At 60.9% G+C, this 17519-nt stretch carries 16 protein-coding genes and 3 tRNA genes; 9 read left to right on the top strand and 10 right to left on the bottom strand.

Going from position 1 to position 17519, the window contains the following annotated elements; all coding sequences use genetic code 11:
* Positions 1–5 precede the first annotated feature (5 nt).
* The 3 genes from AB5Y71_RS08685 to AB5Y71_RS08695 all read left to right on the top strand — a co-directional run bounded on the left by AB5Y71_RS08685 (position 6) and on the right by AB5Y71_RS08695 (position 273).
* Positions 6–81 (top strand) — tRNA-Val (locus tag AB5Y71_RS08685).
* 24 nt (positions 82–105) lie between these two features.
* Positions 106–181: transfer RNA gene (locus AB5Y71_RS08690), tRNA-Lys, on the top strand.
* Positions 182–197: 16 nt separating this feature from the next.
* Positions 198–273 (top strand) — tRNA-Val (locus AB5Y71_RS08695).
* Positions 274–577: 304 nt separating this feature from the next.
* Here AB5Y71_RS08695 and AB5Y71_RS08700 read toward each other — a convergent pair.
* Positions 578–1891, bottom strand: coding sequence for a sodium-dependent transporter (locus AB5Y71_RS08700; RefSeq protein ID WP_005354754.1), 1314 nt, complete (start codon positions 1889–1891; stop codon positions 578–580).
* 432 nt (positions 1892–2323) lie between these two features.
* Here AB5Y71_RS08700 and AB5Y71_RS08705 point away from each other — a divergent pair, with 432 nt between their 5' ends.
* The gene (locus AB5Y71_RS08705; RefSeq protein WP_111900216.1) at positions 2324–3043 is read left to right on the top strand and encodes an ABC transporter substrate-binding protein; all 720 of its coding nucleotides are present in this window, start codon (positions 2324–2326) and stop codon (positions 3041–3043) included.
* A gap of 3 nt (positions 3044–3046) precedes the next feature.
* Here AB5Y71_RS08705 and AB5Y71_RS08710 read toward each other — a convergent pair whose 3' ends face one another.
* Entirely contained in the window at positions 3047–4360 is a 1314-nt protein-coding gene (locus AB5Y71_RS08710; RefSeq protein ID WP_368171403.1) for a sodium-dependent transporter, read from the bottom strand.
* Positions 4361–4572: 212 nt separating this feature from the next.
* Entirely contained in the window at positions 4573–5412 is an 840-nt protein-coding gene (locus AB5Y71_RS08715) for an isopenicillin N synthase family oxygenase (protein WP_058056589.1), read from the bottom strand.
* Positions 5413–5619: 207 nt separating this feature from the next.
* Here AB5Y71_RS08715 and AB5Y71_RS08720 point away from each other — a divergent pair, with 207 nt between their 5' ends.
* A complete protein-coding gene (locus AB5Y71_RS08720) occupies positions 5620–6183 on the top strand; it encodes a DUF2799 domain-containing protein (RefSeq protein ID WP_058056590.1) in 564 nt (187 codons plus the stop codon).
* Positions 6184–6234: 51 nt separating this feature from the next.
* Here the strand turns inward: AB5Y71_RS08720 and AB5Y71_RS08725 are convergent, their stop codons facing one another.
* Entirely contained in the window at positions 6235–7053 is an 819-nt protein-coding gene (locus tag AB5Y71_RS08725; RefSeq protein WP_216979487.1) for a Cof-type HAD-IIB family hydrolase, read from the bottom strand.
* Between the two features lie 110 nt (positions 7054–7163).
* Positions 7164–8393 (bottom strand): MFS transporter, encoded by a 1230-nt coding sequence (locus AB5Y71_RS08730; protein WP_236294915.1) that lies wholly within the window; start codon positions 8391–8393, stop codon positions 7164–7166.
* Positions 8394–8499: 106 nt separating this feature from the next.
* On the opposite strand from AB5Y71_RS08730, the gene AB5Y71_RS08735 reads away from it, so the two are divergent.
* Positions 8500–9123: a helix-turn-helix transcriptional regulator gene (locus AB5Y71_RS08735; RefSeq protein ID WP_368171404.1), complete on the top strand. Its 624-nt coding sequence runs from the start codon at positions 8500–8502 to the stop codon at positions 9121–9123.
* A 311-nt stretch (positions 9124–9434) separates the two neighbouring features.
* Complete coding sequence (locus AB5Y71_RS08740) at positions 9435–9911, top strand: Lrp/AsnC family transcriptional regulator (protein ID WP_005304871.1); 477 nt, start codon at positions 9435–9437, stop codon at positions 9909–9911.
* 131 nt (positions 9912–10042) lie between these two features.
* On the opposite strand, the gene AB5Y71_RS08745 is transcribed toward AB5Y71_RS08740, so the two are convergent.
* Both AB5Y71_RS08745 and AB5Y71_RS08750 read right to left on the bottom strand, forming a co-directional pair.
* Positions 10043–10360, bottom strand: coding sequence for a hypothetical protein (locus AB5Y71_RS08745; RefSeq protein WP_005343224.1), 318 nt, complete (start codon positions 10358–10360; stop codon positions 10043–10045).
* A gap of 145 nt (positions 10361–10505) precedes the next feature.
* Positions 10506–10733: a hypothetical protein gene (locus tag AB5Y71_RS08750; RefSeq protein WP_005335715.1), complete on the bottom strand. Its 228-nt coding sequence runs from the start codon at positions 10731–10733 to the stop codon at positions 10506–10508.
* Positions 10734–10939: 206 nt separating this feature from the next.
* On the opposite strand from AB5Y71_RS08750, the gene AB5Y71_RS08755 reads away from it, so the two are divergent.
* Both AB5Y71_RS08755 and chrA read left to right on the top strand, forming a co-directional pair.
* Positions 10940–11386, top strand: a complete 447-nt coding sequence (locus tag AB5Y71_RS08755; RefSeq protein ID WP_368171405.1) for an NUDIX hydrolase — start codon at positions 10940–10942, stop codon at positions 11384–11386.
* Positions 11387–11453: 67 nt separating this feature from the next.
* On the top strand, positions 11454–12620 hold the full coding sequence (gene chrA / locus AB5Y71_RS08760; protein ID WP_368171406.1) for a chromate efflux transporter: 1167 nt from the start codon (positions 11454–11456) through the stop codon (positions 12618–12620).
* Positions 12621–12694: 74 nt separating this feature from the next.
* Here chrA and msrB read toward each other — a convergent pair whose 3' ends face one another.
* The 3 genes from msrB to glgB all read right to left on the bottom strand — a co-directional run bounded on the left by msrB (position 12695) and on the right by glgB (position 17483).
* Entirely contained in the window at positions 12695–13081 is a 387-nt protein-coding gene (gene msrB, locus AB5Y71_RS08765; RefSeq protein WP_368171407.1) for a peptide-methionine (R)-S-oxide reductase MsrB, read from the bottom strand.
* 68 nt (positions 13082–13149) lie between these two features.
* On the bottom strand, positions 13150–15306 hold the full coding sequence (gene glgX / locus AB5Y71_RS08770) for a glycogen debranching protein GlgX (RefSeq protein ID WP_368171408.1): 2157 nt from the start codon (positions 15304–15306) through the stop codon (positions 13150–13152).
* On the bottom strand, positions 15306–17483 hold the full coding sequence (gene glgB, locus AB5Y71_RS08775) for a 1,4-alpha-glucan branching protein GlgB (protein ID WP_368171409.1): 2178 nt from the start codon (positions 17481–17483) through the stop codon (positions 15306–15308). Before glgB ends, glgX begins: the two co-directional genes overlap by 1 nt.
* Between the last annotated feature and the right edge of the window lie 36 nt (positions 17484–17519).

Consider the following 17519-nt stretch of genomic DNA (forward strand, 5'->3'; position numbering starts at 1 on the left):
TCCCAGGTCGTTTAGCTCAGCTGGGAGAGCACCTCCCTTACAAGGAGGGGGTCACTGGTTCGATCCCAGTAACGACCACCAGTTTGTAGAAAAAATGATTTAGATGGGTCGTTAGCTCAGTCGGTAGAGCAGTTGACTTTTAATCAATTGGTCGCTGGTTCGAATCCAGCACGACCCACCATCATTTCAGAATCCCAGGTCGTTTAGCTCAGCTGGGAGAGCACCTCCCTTACAAGGAGGGGGTCACTGGTTCGATCCCAGTAACGACCACCATATTCGCAAGCGATGCTGAGATATCAGCTGCGGTTGCAGAGAAAGTCCCCACTCAGATGGGGATTTTTTTTGCCCGCAATTCAGTACTCCAGCTTCTTCTGTTGCCGTTGTGGCGAGCCAAGCACCACCTCTTATAGTGCCACTCTGCCACTCTGTCATTTCGCACATCCTCTACTCTGCTCTGCCGAGATTGCCCGACTGACTCCTGTCCATCGTGATGCTGCTTATATGAACGCCTGTAATAAAGTAAACGCCAGCAATAAAAAGGGCAGGCCAAGGCCTGCCCGCAAAGATGCGCAAGGTGCTACATGATCCCGCGGATCAGGATCCCGCTGATCAGCAGCGGCGCCACCACGCGCCAGCACCAGAGCAGCGCCAGACGCAGGGCGGGTGACAGGCCTACAGGGAGAATGGCATCACCCAGGCGCCAGCCCAGCAGCAGGGTCAGTACCAGACCAAACAGCGGCATCATCAGGTTGGAGGTCAGATAGTCGAGCAGCTCGAAGATGGTCTTGCCAAACAGGGTCAGATCGCTCCATGGGCCGAACGACAGGCTCACCGGAATGCCGGAGGCCATGATGAGCAGGGTCAACACCCGGCAGGCGCCACGGCGCGACCAACCCCACTCCTCGGTGGTGAAGCGCACCAGATGCTCCAGCATGGAGATGGAGGAGGAGAGGGCGGCGACCAGCAGCAGCAGGAAGAAGACCACCCCCAGCCCCTGACCGAGCGGCAGATGACTGAACACGGCAGGCATGGTCATAAAGGTGAGACCCGGCCCTGCGGTGGGGTCGATGCCGGTGGAGGCCAGCGCCGGGAAGATCATCAAGCCCGCCAGCACCGAGATAAGGCTTGCCAGAGTGACTACCCAGACCCCGGAGCGCAGCACCCCTTCGCTATTGGGCAGGTAGGCGCCATAGGTCGTGTGTACCCCGAGCCCGATGGAGAGGGAGAAGAAGGCCAGTCCCAGCGCGTCCAGAACGCTCTGGCCGGTCAGCATGGAGAAGTCCGGCAGCAGCAGCTGGCGCACACCCGCCATGGAGCCCGGCATGGAGAGGCCAACCCCCACCAGCAACAACATCATGATGAAGAGTGCGGGCATCATCCAGCGCAGTGCCCGCTCCACCCCTTTCTGAATACCTCCCTGCACGAACCACCAGGTCAGGCCTGCGAAGATCAGATGGGTCAGCACCGGCCACCAGGGGTTGCTGACATAGCCGTTGAACAGGGCGGTGAGGGCGCTTCCTTCGCTCAGATTGAGCTTGCCAGCCATCGCCAGCGCGGCGTAACCCACGGTCCAGCCGCCCACCACGCTGTAGAAGCTGTAGATAAAGAAGCCGCAGGCGATCCCCATATACCCCATCCAGCGCCAGTTCGGCCCCACCAGTTTGCGAAAAGCGCCGAGCACCCCGCGCTGGCTATGGCTGCCGAGCAGAGTTTCGCCGACCTGTACCGCTACCCCCAGGGTGAAGCTGAACAGCAGAAAAACCAGCAGAAAAGCGCCACCGCCATTGGTGGCGGTCACATAGGGAAACTTCCAGATGGCACCAAGGCCAATCGCTGTGCCTGCTGCGGCCAGCACATGACCGAGACGGGAAGACCACTGAACCTGGCTCATACAACCTCCGGGTAACACGACATCGAAGCAATACTCCTCTGTAGCAATAAACGACAGACCATAAAAAAGGCCGCCTGAGGCGACCTTTGCAATGAACATTCAGAAAAACTGTGTGTGCAAGGTCACCTCTCTTGCGAGCTAAAAAATCGACCAAACAGCACGAGGATGGCAGACATGAGGTGACAACCTGACCAATGAATGAGGAAACAGCCTAAACCATGGAAAGAATAATTGACACATAAAATCAAAAATTTTTTATGTGTGCCGCTGTCACCACTCGGACTGTACGTACAACTCAATGGGGTAGAACCTCGCAGGGCAGCATCTTTTCTACCTTGTGGCTATTTACTGGGCGATAATCGACGTAGCTTCTTCTGGAACTAGTGACCGCTACATGGCGCTGACGGGAACAACGATGAGACAGGATGTCGTATGAGATGGATGGTGCTGCCCTGGTTACTGATCAGCCTGAGTGTGTCGGCGCAGTCCGGATTAACCCTGCTGAGTCACGACTTACCCCCCTTTACCGAATACCGTGACGGCAAGCTCGACGGATTTGCCATTCGCCTGATTGATGAGGTGCAGGAGGAGCTTGGCACCCGCTATCCGGTGCGGATTTACCCGCTCAAGCGGGCGCTGGCGCTGGCACGGGTCGAGCCCGGCTATGGACTGTTCGTGGTACAGCGGCTCCCGGAGCGGGAGTCCCATTTCAAATGGGTTGGCCCGCTCTTTATCAATCGGGTCTTTATCTATCAGGCGCCGGATAGTCGCCACCCGCTGACCTCGCTGGCACAGCTGCGGGATCTGCCCAGAGTGGGTGTAGTGCTGGGCAATGCCGATGATGTGCGGTTGACCCATGAGGGCTACACCAATCTTGTGCGCTACAAGACAGTCGGGGAGGCGATAGAGCGGCTGATGCTGGGCAAGATCGATGCCTTGCCGATGGCGGAGCTGGTGATGGAGGCCACCCTCGACAAGATGGGGTTATCCCGGCGCAGCATCGTCAGCAGTGGGGTGCTGCTCCATCAGGCCGGTCTCTATATCGTCTTCTCCAAGGGAACGGATGATGCCGAGATCACCCGCTGGCAGCATGCCCTGGAGGCCGTCAGAGCCGCACAGGGGCGGGCCGATGGGCCCACCCGCGAAGAGTAACCGTTACACCAGACCGCGAATCAAGATCCCGCCGATCAGCAAGGGGGCAATCCAGCGCCAGCAGTTCATCAGCAGGTGATGCCAGTGGCTGGCAATCCCTTGCGGCAGCGCCTTGCGTCCCAGCTTCCAGCCCAGCAGCAGCGTAAGCATCAGGCCGAACAGCGGCATCATCAGGTTGGAGGTGACAAAGTCCAGCAGCTCGAAAATGGTTTTGCCAAACAGGGTGGCGTGTTGCAGCGAACCAAACGACAGGCTGACCGGAACACCGCTAACCATGACGAATCCAGTGATGGCGCTGCAGGCCGTGCGGCGTGACCAGCCCCAGGTCTCGCACAGGAAGCACTGCAAATGTTCCAGCAGGGAGATGGCCGAGGAGAGCGCCGCAAAGACCAGCAGGGCGAAGAAGATCACCTCAAGCACCTGACCGAAGGGCAGCAGCTGAAACACCGCCGGCATGGTCATAAAGGTGAGGCCGGGGCCGGAGGCCGGGTCGATACCGGTCGAGGCCAGCACCGGGAAGATCATCAAGCCCGCCAGTACCGCCACCATGCTGGCCAGCAGCACCACCCAGAGGCTGGAGCGACCAACCCCTTCGCTGGTCGGCAGATAGGCGCCGTAGGTGGTGTGGATGCCAAGACCTATGGAGAGGGAGAAGAAGGCCAGCCCCATGGCATCGAGCACGCCAGACATCCCCAGCTTGCTGAAGTCGGGCATCAGGAAGTGACGTACCCCCGCCATCGCATTGGGCAGGGTGAGGCCAAAGGCGACCAGCATCAGGATCATCAGGAACAGGGCCGGCATCATCCAGCGCAGGGTGCGCTCCACCCCTTTCTGAATGCCCCCTTGCACCACCATCCAAGTGAGGGCGGCAAACAGCAGGTGAGTGAGGATTGGCCAGACGTCGCCGCTGACATAGTCATTGAAGCGGGCGGTGAGAGCAGCCGCATCCCCATGGTTGAGCTGACCGGAGAGGGCCATGCCGGTATAACCCAGGGTCCAGCCGCCCACCACGCTGTAGAAGCAGTAGATGAGAAGGGTAGAGATCACTCCCATTACCCCAACCCAGCGCCACTGTTTGCCGAGCAGATCGGAGAAGGCTCCGACTACCCCGCGGCGACTCATGCTGCCGAGCAGGGTTTCCCCCATCAGTACCGCAACCCCCAGGGTGAAGCTGAAGAGCAGAAAGACCAGCAGGAAGGCGCCGCCGCCGTTGACGGCGGTGACATAGGGGAATTTCCAGATTGCGCCGATACCGACCGCGGAACCCGCTGCGGCGAGGATGTAGCCGAGTCGGGATGACCATTGGGACTGCTTCATAAGAACTCCAATCGAGCGCCCCTTGGGCAGGGGCAGAATGGCGCTCATGTTACGGAGGTCACGGCGCAATCACTACGACGGTTATCAGGTGTAAATGCGATTTATTAGCATAATTGGCTAATTTAATTCTGTTTTTTGCCCAATCCTGCCACCAAATAAAAACCGGAGCGAGATTGCTCCGGTTTGGTCTCTGACAACAGCTCGTCTGCGGACTAGATCACCCCCAGCTCCCGCAGCCGCTCCATCAGGTAGCTGTGGGCAGTATGGCGCTCGGAGAGCACCACCTCGGGCCGCGGATGGAGGAACAGCGGCAGCGAGATACGTGACTTGCTGGCACTGCCACCGGTCGGGTTGATGACGCGGTGAGTGGTGGAGGGGTAGTAGCCGCGAGAGGCCTCCTGCAGCATGTCACCGATATTGATGATGAGGGTGCCAAAGTCGCACGGCACGTCCATCCACTCGCCATCGGAACCCTTCACCTGCAGCCCCGGTTCGTTGGCGGCGGGCAGAATGGTAAGCAGGTTGATATCCTCGTGGGCGGCGGCGCGGATGGCGCCCGGCTCCTCGGTACCATCGAACGGCGGATAGTGCAGCACCCGCAGCAGGGTCTTCTGGCTCTCTTCGATCATCGAGGAGAGGGGGCAGCTGTAGTTGGCGGCAATATCGGCCGGGGTGTACTGCTCGACCCAGCCCAGCAGCTCTGCGGCCAGACCGTTGGCTAGACGATAGTACTCCATCGCCTGCTCTTTCAGCTCTTCCGGCATCTGGCCCCAGGGGTAGATGTGGAAGTACTCCTTGATGTCTTTCTGGCTATGGCCCTTGGCCACCTCGGAGACCGAGGGCGGGAAGTAGCCATCTTGAGTCTCGCGGTTGAACAGGAAATCCTGCTTCTGCTCGCTCATGAAGAAGCGATACCAGTTGTCGTAGATGGACTGCACCAGCTCTTTCGGGATGGGGTGATTGGTCAACACGCCAAAGCCGGTGGTTCGCAGGGATTCGGTGAAGCGTTGGGCCGCATCGGGTGAGCGGTAATCGACGGTCAGGACTTTCATTGTTTTTGTTGCGCGCCAGTTAAAAGATGGCGCAGTTTACCTTGCGCCTGATAACAAGGAAAGCGGGTTGGCCGCCCCGTCCGGCACGGCGTTGAATAGTGACAAAAACATCAAATAAACCGCGCCAGACCGCACGGGAGCGCATCCCTTGTTATGGCCTTTTATCCTCTCTAGAATGCCGCTCACTATCTTTTCCGGAGTCTGTTCATGTCCCTCAAAATCCTGTTGCTGACCCTGCCGGTATTGCTGGCGGGATGCAGTGCCCTGTCAGAAGATGAGTGCCGCACCATGAGCTGGTACAACCTGGGTTATCAGGATGGATCGGAAGGCAAAACCCGTCAGGCGACCCGCGACTACGTTTCGTCTTGCAGCGAATATGGCCTCAAAGTGGATGAGGCCGAGTGGAAACGGGGCTACGACAAGGGGCTGGAGCTCTACTGCATTCCCGAGCTGGCTTACAGCAAGGGCAAGGAGGGGCAGGCCTATCTGGGGGTATGCCCCAATGACGCCAGCTTCCTCAAGCAGTATCAGCGTGGCTATGAAGAGTACAAACTGGCTGCCCGCATGCGGGAGATCAGCGATGAGCTGGAGCGTACCGAGCGGGATATCGATACGCTTGAACGCAGCATCCGCAACGAAACCAACACGGAACAGCGCGACTACTACCGCGCCAAGCGCGATCGGGCCATTCGCCACTACGAATCCCTGCGCCGGGAGTACAACCGTCTGCGTTATCCGGATCGGGTGATCCAGTTCTCCTTCGGCGGTTAATCCCTCTCTTCATGGCCAGCCCGCGTGCTGGCCATGTTGCATCTTGTCAGCTCAGGGCAGAACCCAGCGCTGCAGCGCCAGTGCGATACCATCTTCGTTGTGATCGGCCGTGACCCGATGGGCATGACTCTGGATCTGCGGGGCCGCATTGCCCATGGCCACCGCCAGCCCCACCTGCTCGAACATGCTGATGTCGTTGTTGTTGTCACCAAACGCCACCACCTGATCCATCTCAATCCCTTCGCTGGCGGCCCACTGGGCAAGCCGGTTGCCCTTGCTGCAACCGGGCTGTACCAGCTCCACCGCATAGGGGGCCGCCCAGTCGCGGGTAAAGGGCATCTGCTCGACCACCTCGCCCATAAAGGTGTGCAGGCGCGCCGGATCCTGATTGAACAGCTCCAGTTTCCAGACCGGGTTGTCGAGCCAGCCTGCCAGCTCCTCAACCGGATGGATGGCGATCTTGAGGTGATCCGGCTGATTGGCCGACCAGTGGCGGATGCGGGTGACATGCTCTTCACAGCCGATGTAGCCGATCCCCTCGCTCAGATGGAACAGGGCGCCCATCTGCTGTGCCTCGACCGCGGCCAGCAGCTCGGTAAGCGGGGCAGCCGCCAGCGGGTCGCCGCTGATGATCCGGTTCTGCACCGGATCATAGAGATAGGCGCCGTTGCTGCAGATGAGGGGGGTGTCGAGGGCCAGCTCGTGGTGGAAGGGACGCGCCGTCATGTAGTGGCGCCCCGTGACCAGCAGCACCTTGATGCCGTGGGCGCGGGCTTGCGCCAGGGCTGCCCGGGTGGCCGACGAGATCTTGTGATCCCGGGTCAGCAGGGTGCCATCCATATCGAGCGCGATGGCCTTGTACTCACTCATAGCTCCTCCAGCATCGAACAAATCCGCAAAGAGCCTTACCGTCCCAGACCCGGCGCCCCGATGCAAGTCTTGCCCGCAGCCGAAGCGCCGAACTGTGATCCCTTCGTGGCTCAGGTGCAGCTGGCCAGCTGTTGACGACGGTCGGCACGGCGGCGTAGCAGATAGAAACCGGCGGCACTGGCAAGGGAGCAGAGGGTGGCGAGATAGAAGGGCCACTCGGTACCGGCCAGCAGCACCAGACTGCCGAGCAGCACCGCCAGGATCTCGCTGCCCACGGCGAGGGCGCGGTAGAGCCCCATCGCCTGCCCCTGTTGCTCCGGGTGACTGCGGTTGGAGATCGCCACCGAGGTGGCCAGCTCCCCCAGACTCATGCCTATGCCAGCCGGAACGAAGGTGAGTGCCAGCCCCCACCAGTGCACGGGCAGGATAAAGAGCAGCATGCCGCTCGCCATCACCAGATGGCCGACGATGCCGAGGGAGCTGCCGCGCCAGTGACGGGCGATGCGGGAGCCGAGCCAGGAGCCCGCCATCATAGGCAAACTCACCAGCACCGCCGCTTGCGCCAGCTGGGCCGGATCCCAGGCCAGCCGCTCCACCAGCCAGATATTGAAGTAGGTGAAATAGAGCTGCACGGCGCCATAGCTGATCAGGGTGAGCGCGAAGTAGGGCAGCAGGGCCGGTTGCAACAACAGCTGGCGGCTGGAGATGGTCGCTGCCTGACGGGTGGCCGCCACCGGCGGACGATAGGGGATCAGCCAGAGCACCAGCAGCAGGTTGAGCAGGGTCATTCCTACCGCCAGCCAGGCGGCCAGACTGTAATCCCCCGAGATCACCGCGGCGTAGCCCCCGATCATCGGCCCCACGACCCAGCCCAGATTCATGCCGATGTTGATCCAGGCGAAGCTGCGTGCCTTGTGCTCCTTGCCGGCGAGATCCGCCGCCATCGCCTGCACGATGGCGATGTTGCCGTTGCACAGCCCCTCCACAATCCGGCTGAGCAGCAACAGGGGGAGGGAGCGCCAGGCGATACCGAGTGCCATCAGGGCATAGCCTGCCAGTACCCCCGCCAGCGAGAGCAACAGCAGTGGCTTGCGGCCATAGCGGTCGGAGAGGCGACCGAGCCAGGGACTGCCCACCAGCTGGAACAGCGGGTAGAGCCCCATGATGACTCCCAGCCACACCTTGCGGCTCCAGTCGGAGGCTTCCGGCGTCAGCATCCCCTGCGCCGGATCCAGCAGCAAAGGTGCCAACACCGGGGAGGGAAGACTGAAGCCTGCAACTGCCAGCGTGACCGTCATGACCAGCACCCAGAGGGGATTTTTGTGCTCGTGTTTCTCCATGCTGCACCCATTAAGTAAAGTTATTAGTTTATTTATGCTGGTTCATAGACGGGATTAAGTAAAGTGAATTATTGATTTAATAAAGGGCGCTCCCCATAATGAGATCATGAACGCTAGCACCGACAAGATCCTGTTTCTGCTCAAGAGCCATGGCCCGCAGAGCGCCGCCGCGCTGGGGGAGCAGTTGCAGATGACCTCCATGGGCGCCCGCCAGCACCTGCTCGCACTGGAGCAGGAGGGGTGGGTCACATTCAGCGACGAGGCGCGCGGGCGCGGTCGTCCCGTGCGACTGTGGCAGCTCACCGAGCAGGCCTGGCAGCGCTTCCCCGATAACCATAGCGACCTGACCGTGCAGCTGATCGACAACGTGCGCGAGCTGTTTGGCGAGGAGGGGATGGAACGGCTGCTCCAGCAGCGGGAGCAGCAGATGCTTGCTCGCTATCAGGAGGCGCTGGGGTCCTATGGCCTCTCTGGCCGGCTGGCGGCGCTCAAGGAGCTGCGTACTCGCGAGGGCTACATGGCGGAGATCCGCTATGAGGAGGATGGCAGCTGGCTGCTGTGGGAGAGCCACTGTCCCATCTGTGCGGCGGCGCGCACCTGCCGCGGTTTTTGTCGCAGCGAACTGGCGCTGTTTCGCCAGCTGCTGGCGCCGGCGACGGTGGAGCGGGAGCAATATCTGCTGGAGGGGGCGCATCGCTGCCTCTATCGCATCACGTCGCCCGCGCTCTGATTTCGTCAAACGCCCAAAAACAACAAAGCAGGCGCCGGGATGCCTGCTTTGTTGCCTTCGGGGAGGGGGTTCTCTCGTTCCAGCCCGTCGTTTCCCGATAAGGTAAGACGGCTGATGGGGCTCTTGACCCGGTAAGGTCCTTCACCGCAGAGACCCGGTCAGGTATCTGCTTTGCCACCGGAAGATGTAACCATAGTATCCCTCCCATGCCGGTGAGTGGTTGCAAAGTAACCACTTATTTCGGTTGTTTTTGCAATAGTTCACCCTTAATCTAGGAAAAGTGGATTAGTCATTGCAACGAGGAAGGGTAAATGCTGAAACTTGATCGCATAGACAGACATATTCTCGAGCTGATGCAGGAGAATGGCCGCATCAGCAATCTGGAACTGGCCGAGCTGGTCGGGCTCTCGCCGTCCCCCTGCTCCCGCCGGGTCAAGGCGCTGGAGGATGCCGGTCTCATCGACACCCACGTTACTCTGCTCAACGCCCGCCAGCTTGGCCTCACCCTCACCGCCTACATTCACATTTCCATGGACAGACACACGCCCGAGCGGTTCGAAAATTTCGATCGCGCCATCAGCGAACTGCCCGAAGTGCTGGAGTGTGACCTCATCACCGGCAATGATGCCGATTACCAGCTCAAGGTGGTGGTGCGCGACATGGAGCACTATCAGCACTTCCTGCTGGACAAGCTGACCCATATTCCGGGGGTGACCGGTGTGCGCTCCAGCTTCGTGCTGCGCCGCATCAAGCACAAGACGGCGCTGCCGCTCAACCATCTGGGTTGAGCCCGCGCAAACCGTTTATAGAAACAGAAAGAGGGGGCCAGTGGCCTCCTCTTTTGCTATTCGCTCTTGGTTATTCGGTCGTGGTTATCGGGTCTGGATTAGCTGTCGCGGTGACGGGGCGACTGCCGTGGTCAGACGCTGACCTGGCTGATATCTTCCACCTGCAGCAGCCAGCCGCTCTGCTCCTGCTGCGGTTCGCCGCTAACTCGCAGCCGCTCGCCGGTCGGCACCCACTGCCCCTCGGGCAGGGAGACCAGCAGGCTCTCGCTGCCGTTGTCGAATAGCCAGCGATCTTCGCCAAGCGATTCAATCAGATAACCTTCCATCTCCACTCTGGACTCGGCTTGCCAGGATGGCGCAACGGAATCACGGCTCTCGATGAAATCCCCCTGAACACCAAAACTGGCTAGCCCCCACAGAATGGAGAGCCCGACGATGGATGTTTGCATCTTGTCTCTCCTCTTTTGGAACTGTAGGGCCAGTATGGGAACAGAAAACTGAGCGCACCATGAACAAGGTGGCAAAGTGCTGGCGAGATCGCGAAAAAATCCGGCCAATTGGCCAGTAGAGTCATTTTATGGTGTCTGGATCACACTATTTGGCGGCTTCTTCTGCCATCCGTTCAGCTCTTGGCTTATTCGTCCACATGGCTACCCCGCGATGATCCCCACAGATCCCCTCTGCCACCACGGCGCGAACCCGGGTGCCATCTTTGCAAATGGCCTGCCAGGCGTCGGCATCATCGATGGCGAGCGAGTTGGGGGGCGGCGTGGTTTGGCAAGCCGTGAGCAGCAGAGCGCACAGGGGGAGCAATTTTTTCATGGCGGACTCCTCGGGGTGATGGGGGACCGAGAGGATTGGGATGACCTCTCCATCCGGGCTTCACTCCCCAGCATCAGTGATAACCGGTTAAGGGGCAAGGGGAGGGGCCACCGACAGGTGCAGGTACCGTGCAGCCGGGGCTTGCCCTGTGCCCTTCTTGGGCCTAAGGTGGGGCCGTTTTACTGCCTTATTGAAGGAGCGTTTTCATGTCCACTCTCTATCCCCGCGTCGGGGTCGGCGTCATCCTGACCAACGCCCAAGGCCAGGTGCTGCTTGGCAAACGCAAAGGGAGCCATGCCCCCTACTGGTCGATCCCGGGTGGTCATCTGGAATTGGGGGAGAGCTTCGAGTCGGCGGCGATCCGCGAGGTGGCCGAGGAGACCGGACTTGGAATTCACGGGCCCGAGGTGGTGGCGGTGACCAACAATCTGGAGACCTGGCGCGAGAGCGGGTTGCACTATATCTCGGTGACACTGTACGCCCGGGCCGATGGCGAGCCGCAACTGCTGGAACCGGAGAAGTGCGAAGGCTGGTTCTGGTGCGATCCGCGCGCGTTGCCCGAGCCCCACTTCGATGCCAGCCGCCAATCCATCGCCTGCTGGCTGGCGGGACGCTGCTATCTGCCGAGTGATGCGCCAATGGTGTCGGCCTAATCAGTCTGATTGTCATAAAACGATCATCGCGCTGTCATAATATCCCCTCTCCATCGGGAGAAGAGGGATGAGGGAGGAGAGCGTGGGACAGGTATTTATTCAGTTTTTATGGCTGGGATGCATCAGTTTTGGTGGTCCGGCCGCTCATATCGGTTATTTCCAGCGCGCCTTCGTCCAGCGGCTCGGTTGGTTGACACAGGCCGAGTTTGCCCGCCTGCTAGCGCTGTGCCAGCTGCTGCCGGGGCCCGCCTCCAGCCAGCTGGGTTTCGCCATCGGTCGTCATCGCGCCGGTCTGGGCGGGGCGCTATCTGCTTTTGTTGGCTTCACGCTGCCCTCATTTCTTCTGCTACTGGCGGCTGCGATCGGTATCGGTCAGCTGGGCAGCAATCTGTGGCTCGATGCTGCCTTGCATGGCCTTAAACTGCTGGCGCTTATCGTGGTGGCCGATGCGGTGCTCACCATGAGTCGTCAGTTCTGTGCCACGGGAATGACCCAGGGGATCATGGTGGTGACCGCTGCTGCACTCTGGTGGCAGCCCGGTCTGCTGACTCAACTGTTGATGCTGGCGGGAGCGGCGCTGATCTGCGCCCGCAGCCAGCGCGGGGCGGGTAGTCGCCCAGCCTCCGCCGAGCTGCCTTCTGCCGCCAGCAGTCAACCTCATTGGCCGACCCTGCTGCTGTTTGGCATCCTTTTTATCGCTCTGCCGCTGCTCGGTAGCCCGCTTGGCCAGCTGGTTGCCGACTTCTATCGCGCCGGTAGTCTGGTGTTTGGCGGTGGCCATGTGGTGTTGCCGCTACTGCAAGAGAGCGTGGGACACACTCTCAACGAGCAGCAGTTTCTGACCGGTTACAGCCTGGCCCAGTTGGTGCCGGGTCCCATGTTTACCCTTGCCACCTATCTTGGTGCCCAGCTGCAGCCCGAAATGCCGCTGATCGGGGCCCTGTTGGCGACCCTGGCGCTCTTTGTGCCCGGTTTTCTGCTGCTCTGGGCGGTGGGCCCCTGCTGGCAACAGTGGCTGGCCCGGCCCCGTCTGGCGGGGGCCGTCACCGGAATCAACGCCGCCGTGGTGGGCTTGTTGTTGGCGGCCCTCTATCAGCCGGTGTGGCAGAGTGCGGTGCTGGCGCCGACCGATCTTGCGCTGGCGGCCATCGGCTTTTATCTGCTGCGGGTGTTGAAGTTGCCGGTGCCGGCCATCGCGGCCCTGTTGGTGATGGCTGCTATCCTGCTGGCGTGAAGCCGGTGAAATCCCGATAAAAAAACGGCGCCTCCATAACGGAGGCGCCGTTTTTATTGCAATGGGTAAACCGTTCAGACCTCGGGTTCGAAATCCAGACTCAGGCTGTTGACGCAGTAGCGCTGGCCGGTCTCGGTCGGTCCATCGGGGAAGACGTGACCGAGGTGAGAGCCGCACTGGCGGCAGGTGATCTCCACCCGCTTCATGCCGTGGCTGTTGTCCTCGGTGTACTCCACCGTCCCCTCGATGGCCTTGTCGAACGAGGGCCAGCCGCAGCCGGAGTCAAACTTCGCATCCGAGTGGAACAGCACGCTCTTGCAGCAGACACAGAGGTAGTCGCCGCTCTTGCGATTGTGGAGCAGGGCGCCGCTGTAGGGGCGCTCGGTGCCCTTCTCCCAGCAGACGTGAAACTGCTCGGCGGTCAGTTTACTGCGCCACTGTTCCGGATTGTTACTGCTCATACCGACTCCTTGCCATCCATACCGGAGCCCAGCATAGCGGCTCCGTAAAGCTGACTCCAGCATGCCTCTTATGCTTTGCCTGTATCTGTGATCGAGGTGGCAACCATCTCCTCACCGGATGCAGGGAGAATTTCCTGCTGCGGTGGCTGGGCATCCTCCGAGGTGCTGGCCAGCGCCACCCGCTCCAGCAGTTTGAGGGAGTGGGCCCGGCCGACTGCCACCTGCCGTTTGATGTCATCGGGCAGGAAGGGGAGGCCATCGTTGGTGGCGGTGTCGATGGTCTGGATCCACTCCAGCCCTTCCCCCGGCGGCGGCAGACGGAACTGGATATCGTAGTCGCTGGCGTTGAACAGCACGTACCAGCGCTCGCCGACACAGTTGATCATGCCGATATCCATGGCGAACGCCTGCCCCATGGGGGCGTGCCAATCCTGATCGGTGAGCTGGTGGCCGTCCGGGTGATACCAGTTGACCTGATGGCAGCTGGACGGGGTGCCATTCCAGCTGTCGTCGCTCAGCTGCAGGTTGGAGAAGACGCAGGACTCCGCCCGCAGCGCCATCATCTGCTGGGTGAAGGCGAACAGCCGCTCATCCTCCGGCCGCCACTGCCAGTTGACCCAGCTGATCTGGTTGTCCTGGCAGTAGGCGTTGTTGTTGCCAAGCTGGCTGCGGCCCATCTCGTCCCCGGCAAGGAAGTGCGGGGTCCCTTGCGACAGCAGCAGGGTGGCAATCAGATTGCGCTTCTGCTGCTGGCGCAGGCTGTTGACCCGCGGATCCAGAGTCGGCCCCTCTACCCCGTGGTTATAGGAGAGGTTGTTGCCGTGACCGTCCCGATTGTCTTCACCATTGGCCTGATTGTGGCGCTGGTTGTAGGAGACCAGATCCTCCAGGGTGAAACCGTCGTGATAGCAGAGGTAGTTGACGCTGGTGTGGGGGGAGCGCCAGTTCTTCGGGAAGATATCCCGCGAGCCGACCAGACGGGTGGCAAAGTCCCCCATCTTGCCCGCATCACCGCGCCAGAAAGCGCGCACCGTGTCGCGATAGCGGTCATTGATCTCCTGCCACTGGCTCGGGAACTGACCCAGCCGGTAGCCGAAGGGGCCGATATCCCAGGGTTCGGCGATGAGCTTGACCTGTGACAGCACAGGATCGGCCATCACGGCTTTGAAGAAGGCGCCCATGGGCTCGAACTCCCCCGCTTCCCGCGCCAGCGTCACCGCCAGATCGAAACGGAAGCCATCCACCTGCATCTCGGTGACCCAGTAGCGCAAGGCATCGAGCACCAGCCGCAGGGTGTTGGGGTGATCCAGATTGACGCTGTTGCCACAACCGGTCACGTTGGCGTGACGGGTGTAGTCGGGGCCGTGGGGGCCCGCTTCGAAGGCGTAGTAACCGGCGTTGTCAAAGCCCTTGAACGAGAGGGTGGGGCCGTCGAAGCCAGAGGCGGCAGTGTGGTTGTAGACCACATCCAGAATCACCTCGAGCCCGGCCCGGTGCAGCTCGCGCACCATGGTCTTGAACTCGGTCACCGCCTCGTCGGCTCGGGTGCTGTAACGCGGCTCCGGGGCGAAGAAGGCGATGGGGTTGTAGCCCCAGTAGTTGGTCAGTCCCAGCTGCTCCAGTCGCGGTTCCGACATGAAGGCGGCCACCGGCATCAGCTGCACCGAGGTGATGCCGAGGCTCTTCATATGCTCGATAACCAGCGGGTGACAGATGCCAAGGTAGGTGCCCTGCAGCGCTTTTGGGATCCCCGGGTGCTGCTTGGTAAAACCCTTGACGTGGGTCTCGTAGATAATGGTGCGGGCTGGACTGATCCCGGGTTTGCCAACCCCTTGCCAGTCAAAACTGTCATCCACCACCACCGACTTGGCAATCATCCCGGCACTGTCCCCCTGATAGAGGGCTTCATCCCAGTAGGTGGGACGGCTGAGCGCCCTGGCATAGGGGTCAATCAGCAGTTTTTGCGGATCGAACAGCATCCCCTCCTGCGGGGTGCCATAGACCCGATAGCCGTAGCGCTGACCGGCCTTTACACCGCGCACGTAGCCAAAGCGATACTGGCCACGGCGGCCGGGCAACTCCAGCCGCATCAGCTCCTGCTCCTGCTCGTCGTACAGGCAGATCTCCACCTTGTCCGACTGGGGGGCCCAGACGCAGAAGTGGCAACCGTTCTCGTCAAGGCGGGCCCCCAGCGGGTGGCCCACCCCTTTTTCCATTACAAGCATCAAGACTCCTGTTTGATAAACAAGGTCGCCAGCGGCGGCAGATCCAGCACTATGCTGTGTGCCATCCCCTGCCAGGGGGTCGGCTCGGCAGCGAACACCAGACCTACATCATAGTTACTGCCCCAGTAATACTCGCTGTCGGTGTTGAGCACCACCCGATAGTGGCCCGCAGCTGGGACGCCGATCCGATATTCGATACGGGGCACCGGGGTGAAGTTGCAAGCCACCACAATAGCCTGCTTGCCCTCTTTGTCCGCCCGCAGCCAGGCAAAGATACTGTTGTCTGCATCGTTGTGATCCAGCCAGCGGAAGCCGGTCTGCTCATAATCGGCCTGATACAAGGCAGGCTCATGACGGTAGAGGTGGTTGAGATCGTGGATCAGCCGCTGCTGACCGGCATGCTTGGGATATTGCAGCAGATGCCATGGCAGCTGGGCATCGTGGTTCCACTCGTTGCTCTGGGCTATTTCGGTGCCCATGAAGTTGAGCTTCTTGCCCGGGTGGGCGTACATGAAGCCCATGTAGGCCCGCAGGTTGGCTGCTTGCTGCCACTCGTCCCCCGGCATCTTGTAGAGCATGGAGTGCTTGCCGTGCACCACCTCGTCGTGGGAGAGCGACAGGATGAAGTTCTCGTCATAGTGGTAAACCATGGAGAAGGTCATGTCGTTGTGGTGGTAGCGACGGTGGATCGGCTCTTTCTGCATATAGGTGAGGGTGTCGTGCATCCAGCCCATGCTCCACTTGAAGCCAAAGCCGAGGCCGCCGAGGAAGGTGGGGCGGGAGACACCGGCAAAGGCGGTGGACTCTTCGGCTATGGTCATGGCGTGGGGATACTTGCCATAGACCTCCTCGTTGGTCCACTTCAAGAGGCTGATCGCCTCGTAGTTGTGGTTGCCGCCATCGACGTTCGGTACCCACTCACCGGCGTTGCGGGAGTAATCCAGATAGAGCATGGAGGCGACCGCATCCACCCGCAGGCCGTCGATGTGGAACTTGTCGAGCCAGAACAGGGCGCTCGCCACCAGGAACTGGCGCACTGTGTCGCGGCCAAAGTCGTAGATGTAGGAGTTCCAGTCCGGGTGCCAGCCACGGCGCGGATCCTCGTACTCGTAGAGCGGGGTGCCATCGAAGCGGGCTAGGCCGTGGGCATCGGACGGGAAGTGGGCGGGTACCCAGTCCAGAATGATGCCGATCCCGGCCTGGTGGCACTGGTCGACGAAGTATTTGAAATCATCGGCGGTGCCGTAGCGGCTGGTGGGGGAGAACATGCCCACCGGCTGGTAGCCCCAGGAGCCGCTGAAGGGGTGCTCGGAGACAGGCAGCAGCTCGATGTGGGTGTACTCCATCTCCTTGACGTAGGCGACCAGCTCCACTGCCAGCTCGCGCCAGCTCAGGCTGTCGCCGTTGGGGTGGCGCTTCCAGGAGCCGACGTGCAGCTCATAGATGGAGAGCGGCTGCTCGCGTTTGTCGTTGTGCTGGCTGGCAATCCACTCGGCATCCTGCCACTGGTACTGGGCGTGGTCATAGACCACGGAGGCGAACGACGGATACTGCTCGCAGTAAAAGCCGACCGGATCGCTCTTGTGGGGCAGCCGGTTGCCCATGGGGTCCTTGAGCTCGAACTTGTAGCGATCCCCGGCTTTGAGGCCCGGCACAAACAGCACCCAGTGACCGCAGAGGCTGCGCTGCATCGGATGGCGGCGGCCATCCCAGAAGTTGAAATCGCCGATGAGGCTCACGGCGGTGGCGCTCGGCGCATAGACCGCAAAACGCACCCCTTCCACCTGCTGGCCAAGATGCTCCACGGTGCGCAGCTGGGCGCCAAGGGTGTGGTAGAGGTTTTCCGGCTGGGCGGTCAGTTCGGCCAGGCCTGCCCAAGCGGCATCCTGAAACTGATAGGGGTCGATGACCTCGGTGGTGGCATCTTGGTAGCTGGCGATCAGCTGATAGGGGAAGGAGTTTTTGCGGCGGGTGAAAACAGTTTCAAAAAGACCCGATTCATCGGTGGGCGCCAGGGTGGCAACGACTTTGCCCGACTTGAGATCCTTGACGCGAACTTCGAGGGCATCAGGCAACCAGGCGGTCAGTTTGAGGCCGGGCCCATCCGGATTGGCCTGCAGGCCTAAGTGAGAGAAGGGATCGGAACAGCGGGCAGCAACCAAACGTTCAACGAGCATCGAGATTTCCTTTCATGACAGAGCATCCACTCCGGC

Origin of the sequence: Aeromonas sp. R9-2 (assembly GCF_040908025.1) — a bacterium.
Classification (GTDB): Bacteria; Pseudomonadota; Gammaproteobacteria; order Enterobacterales; family Aeromonadaceae; genus Aeromonas; species Aeromonas veronii.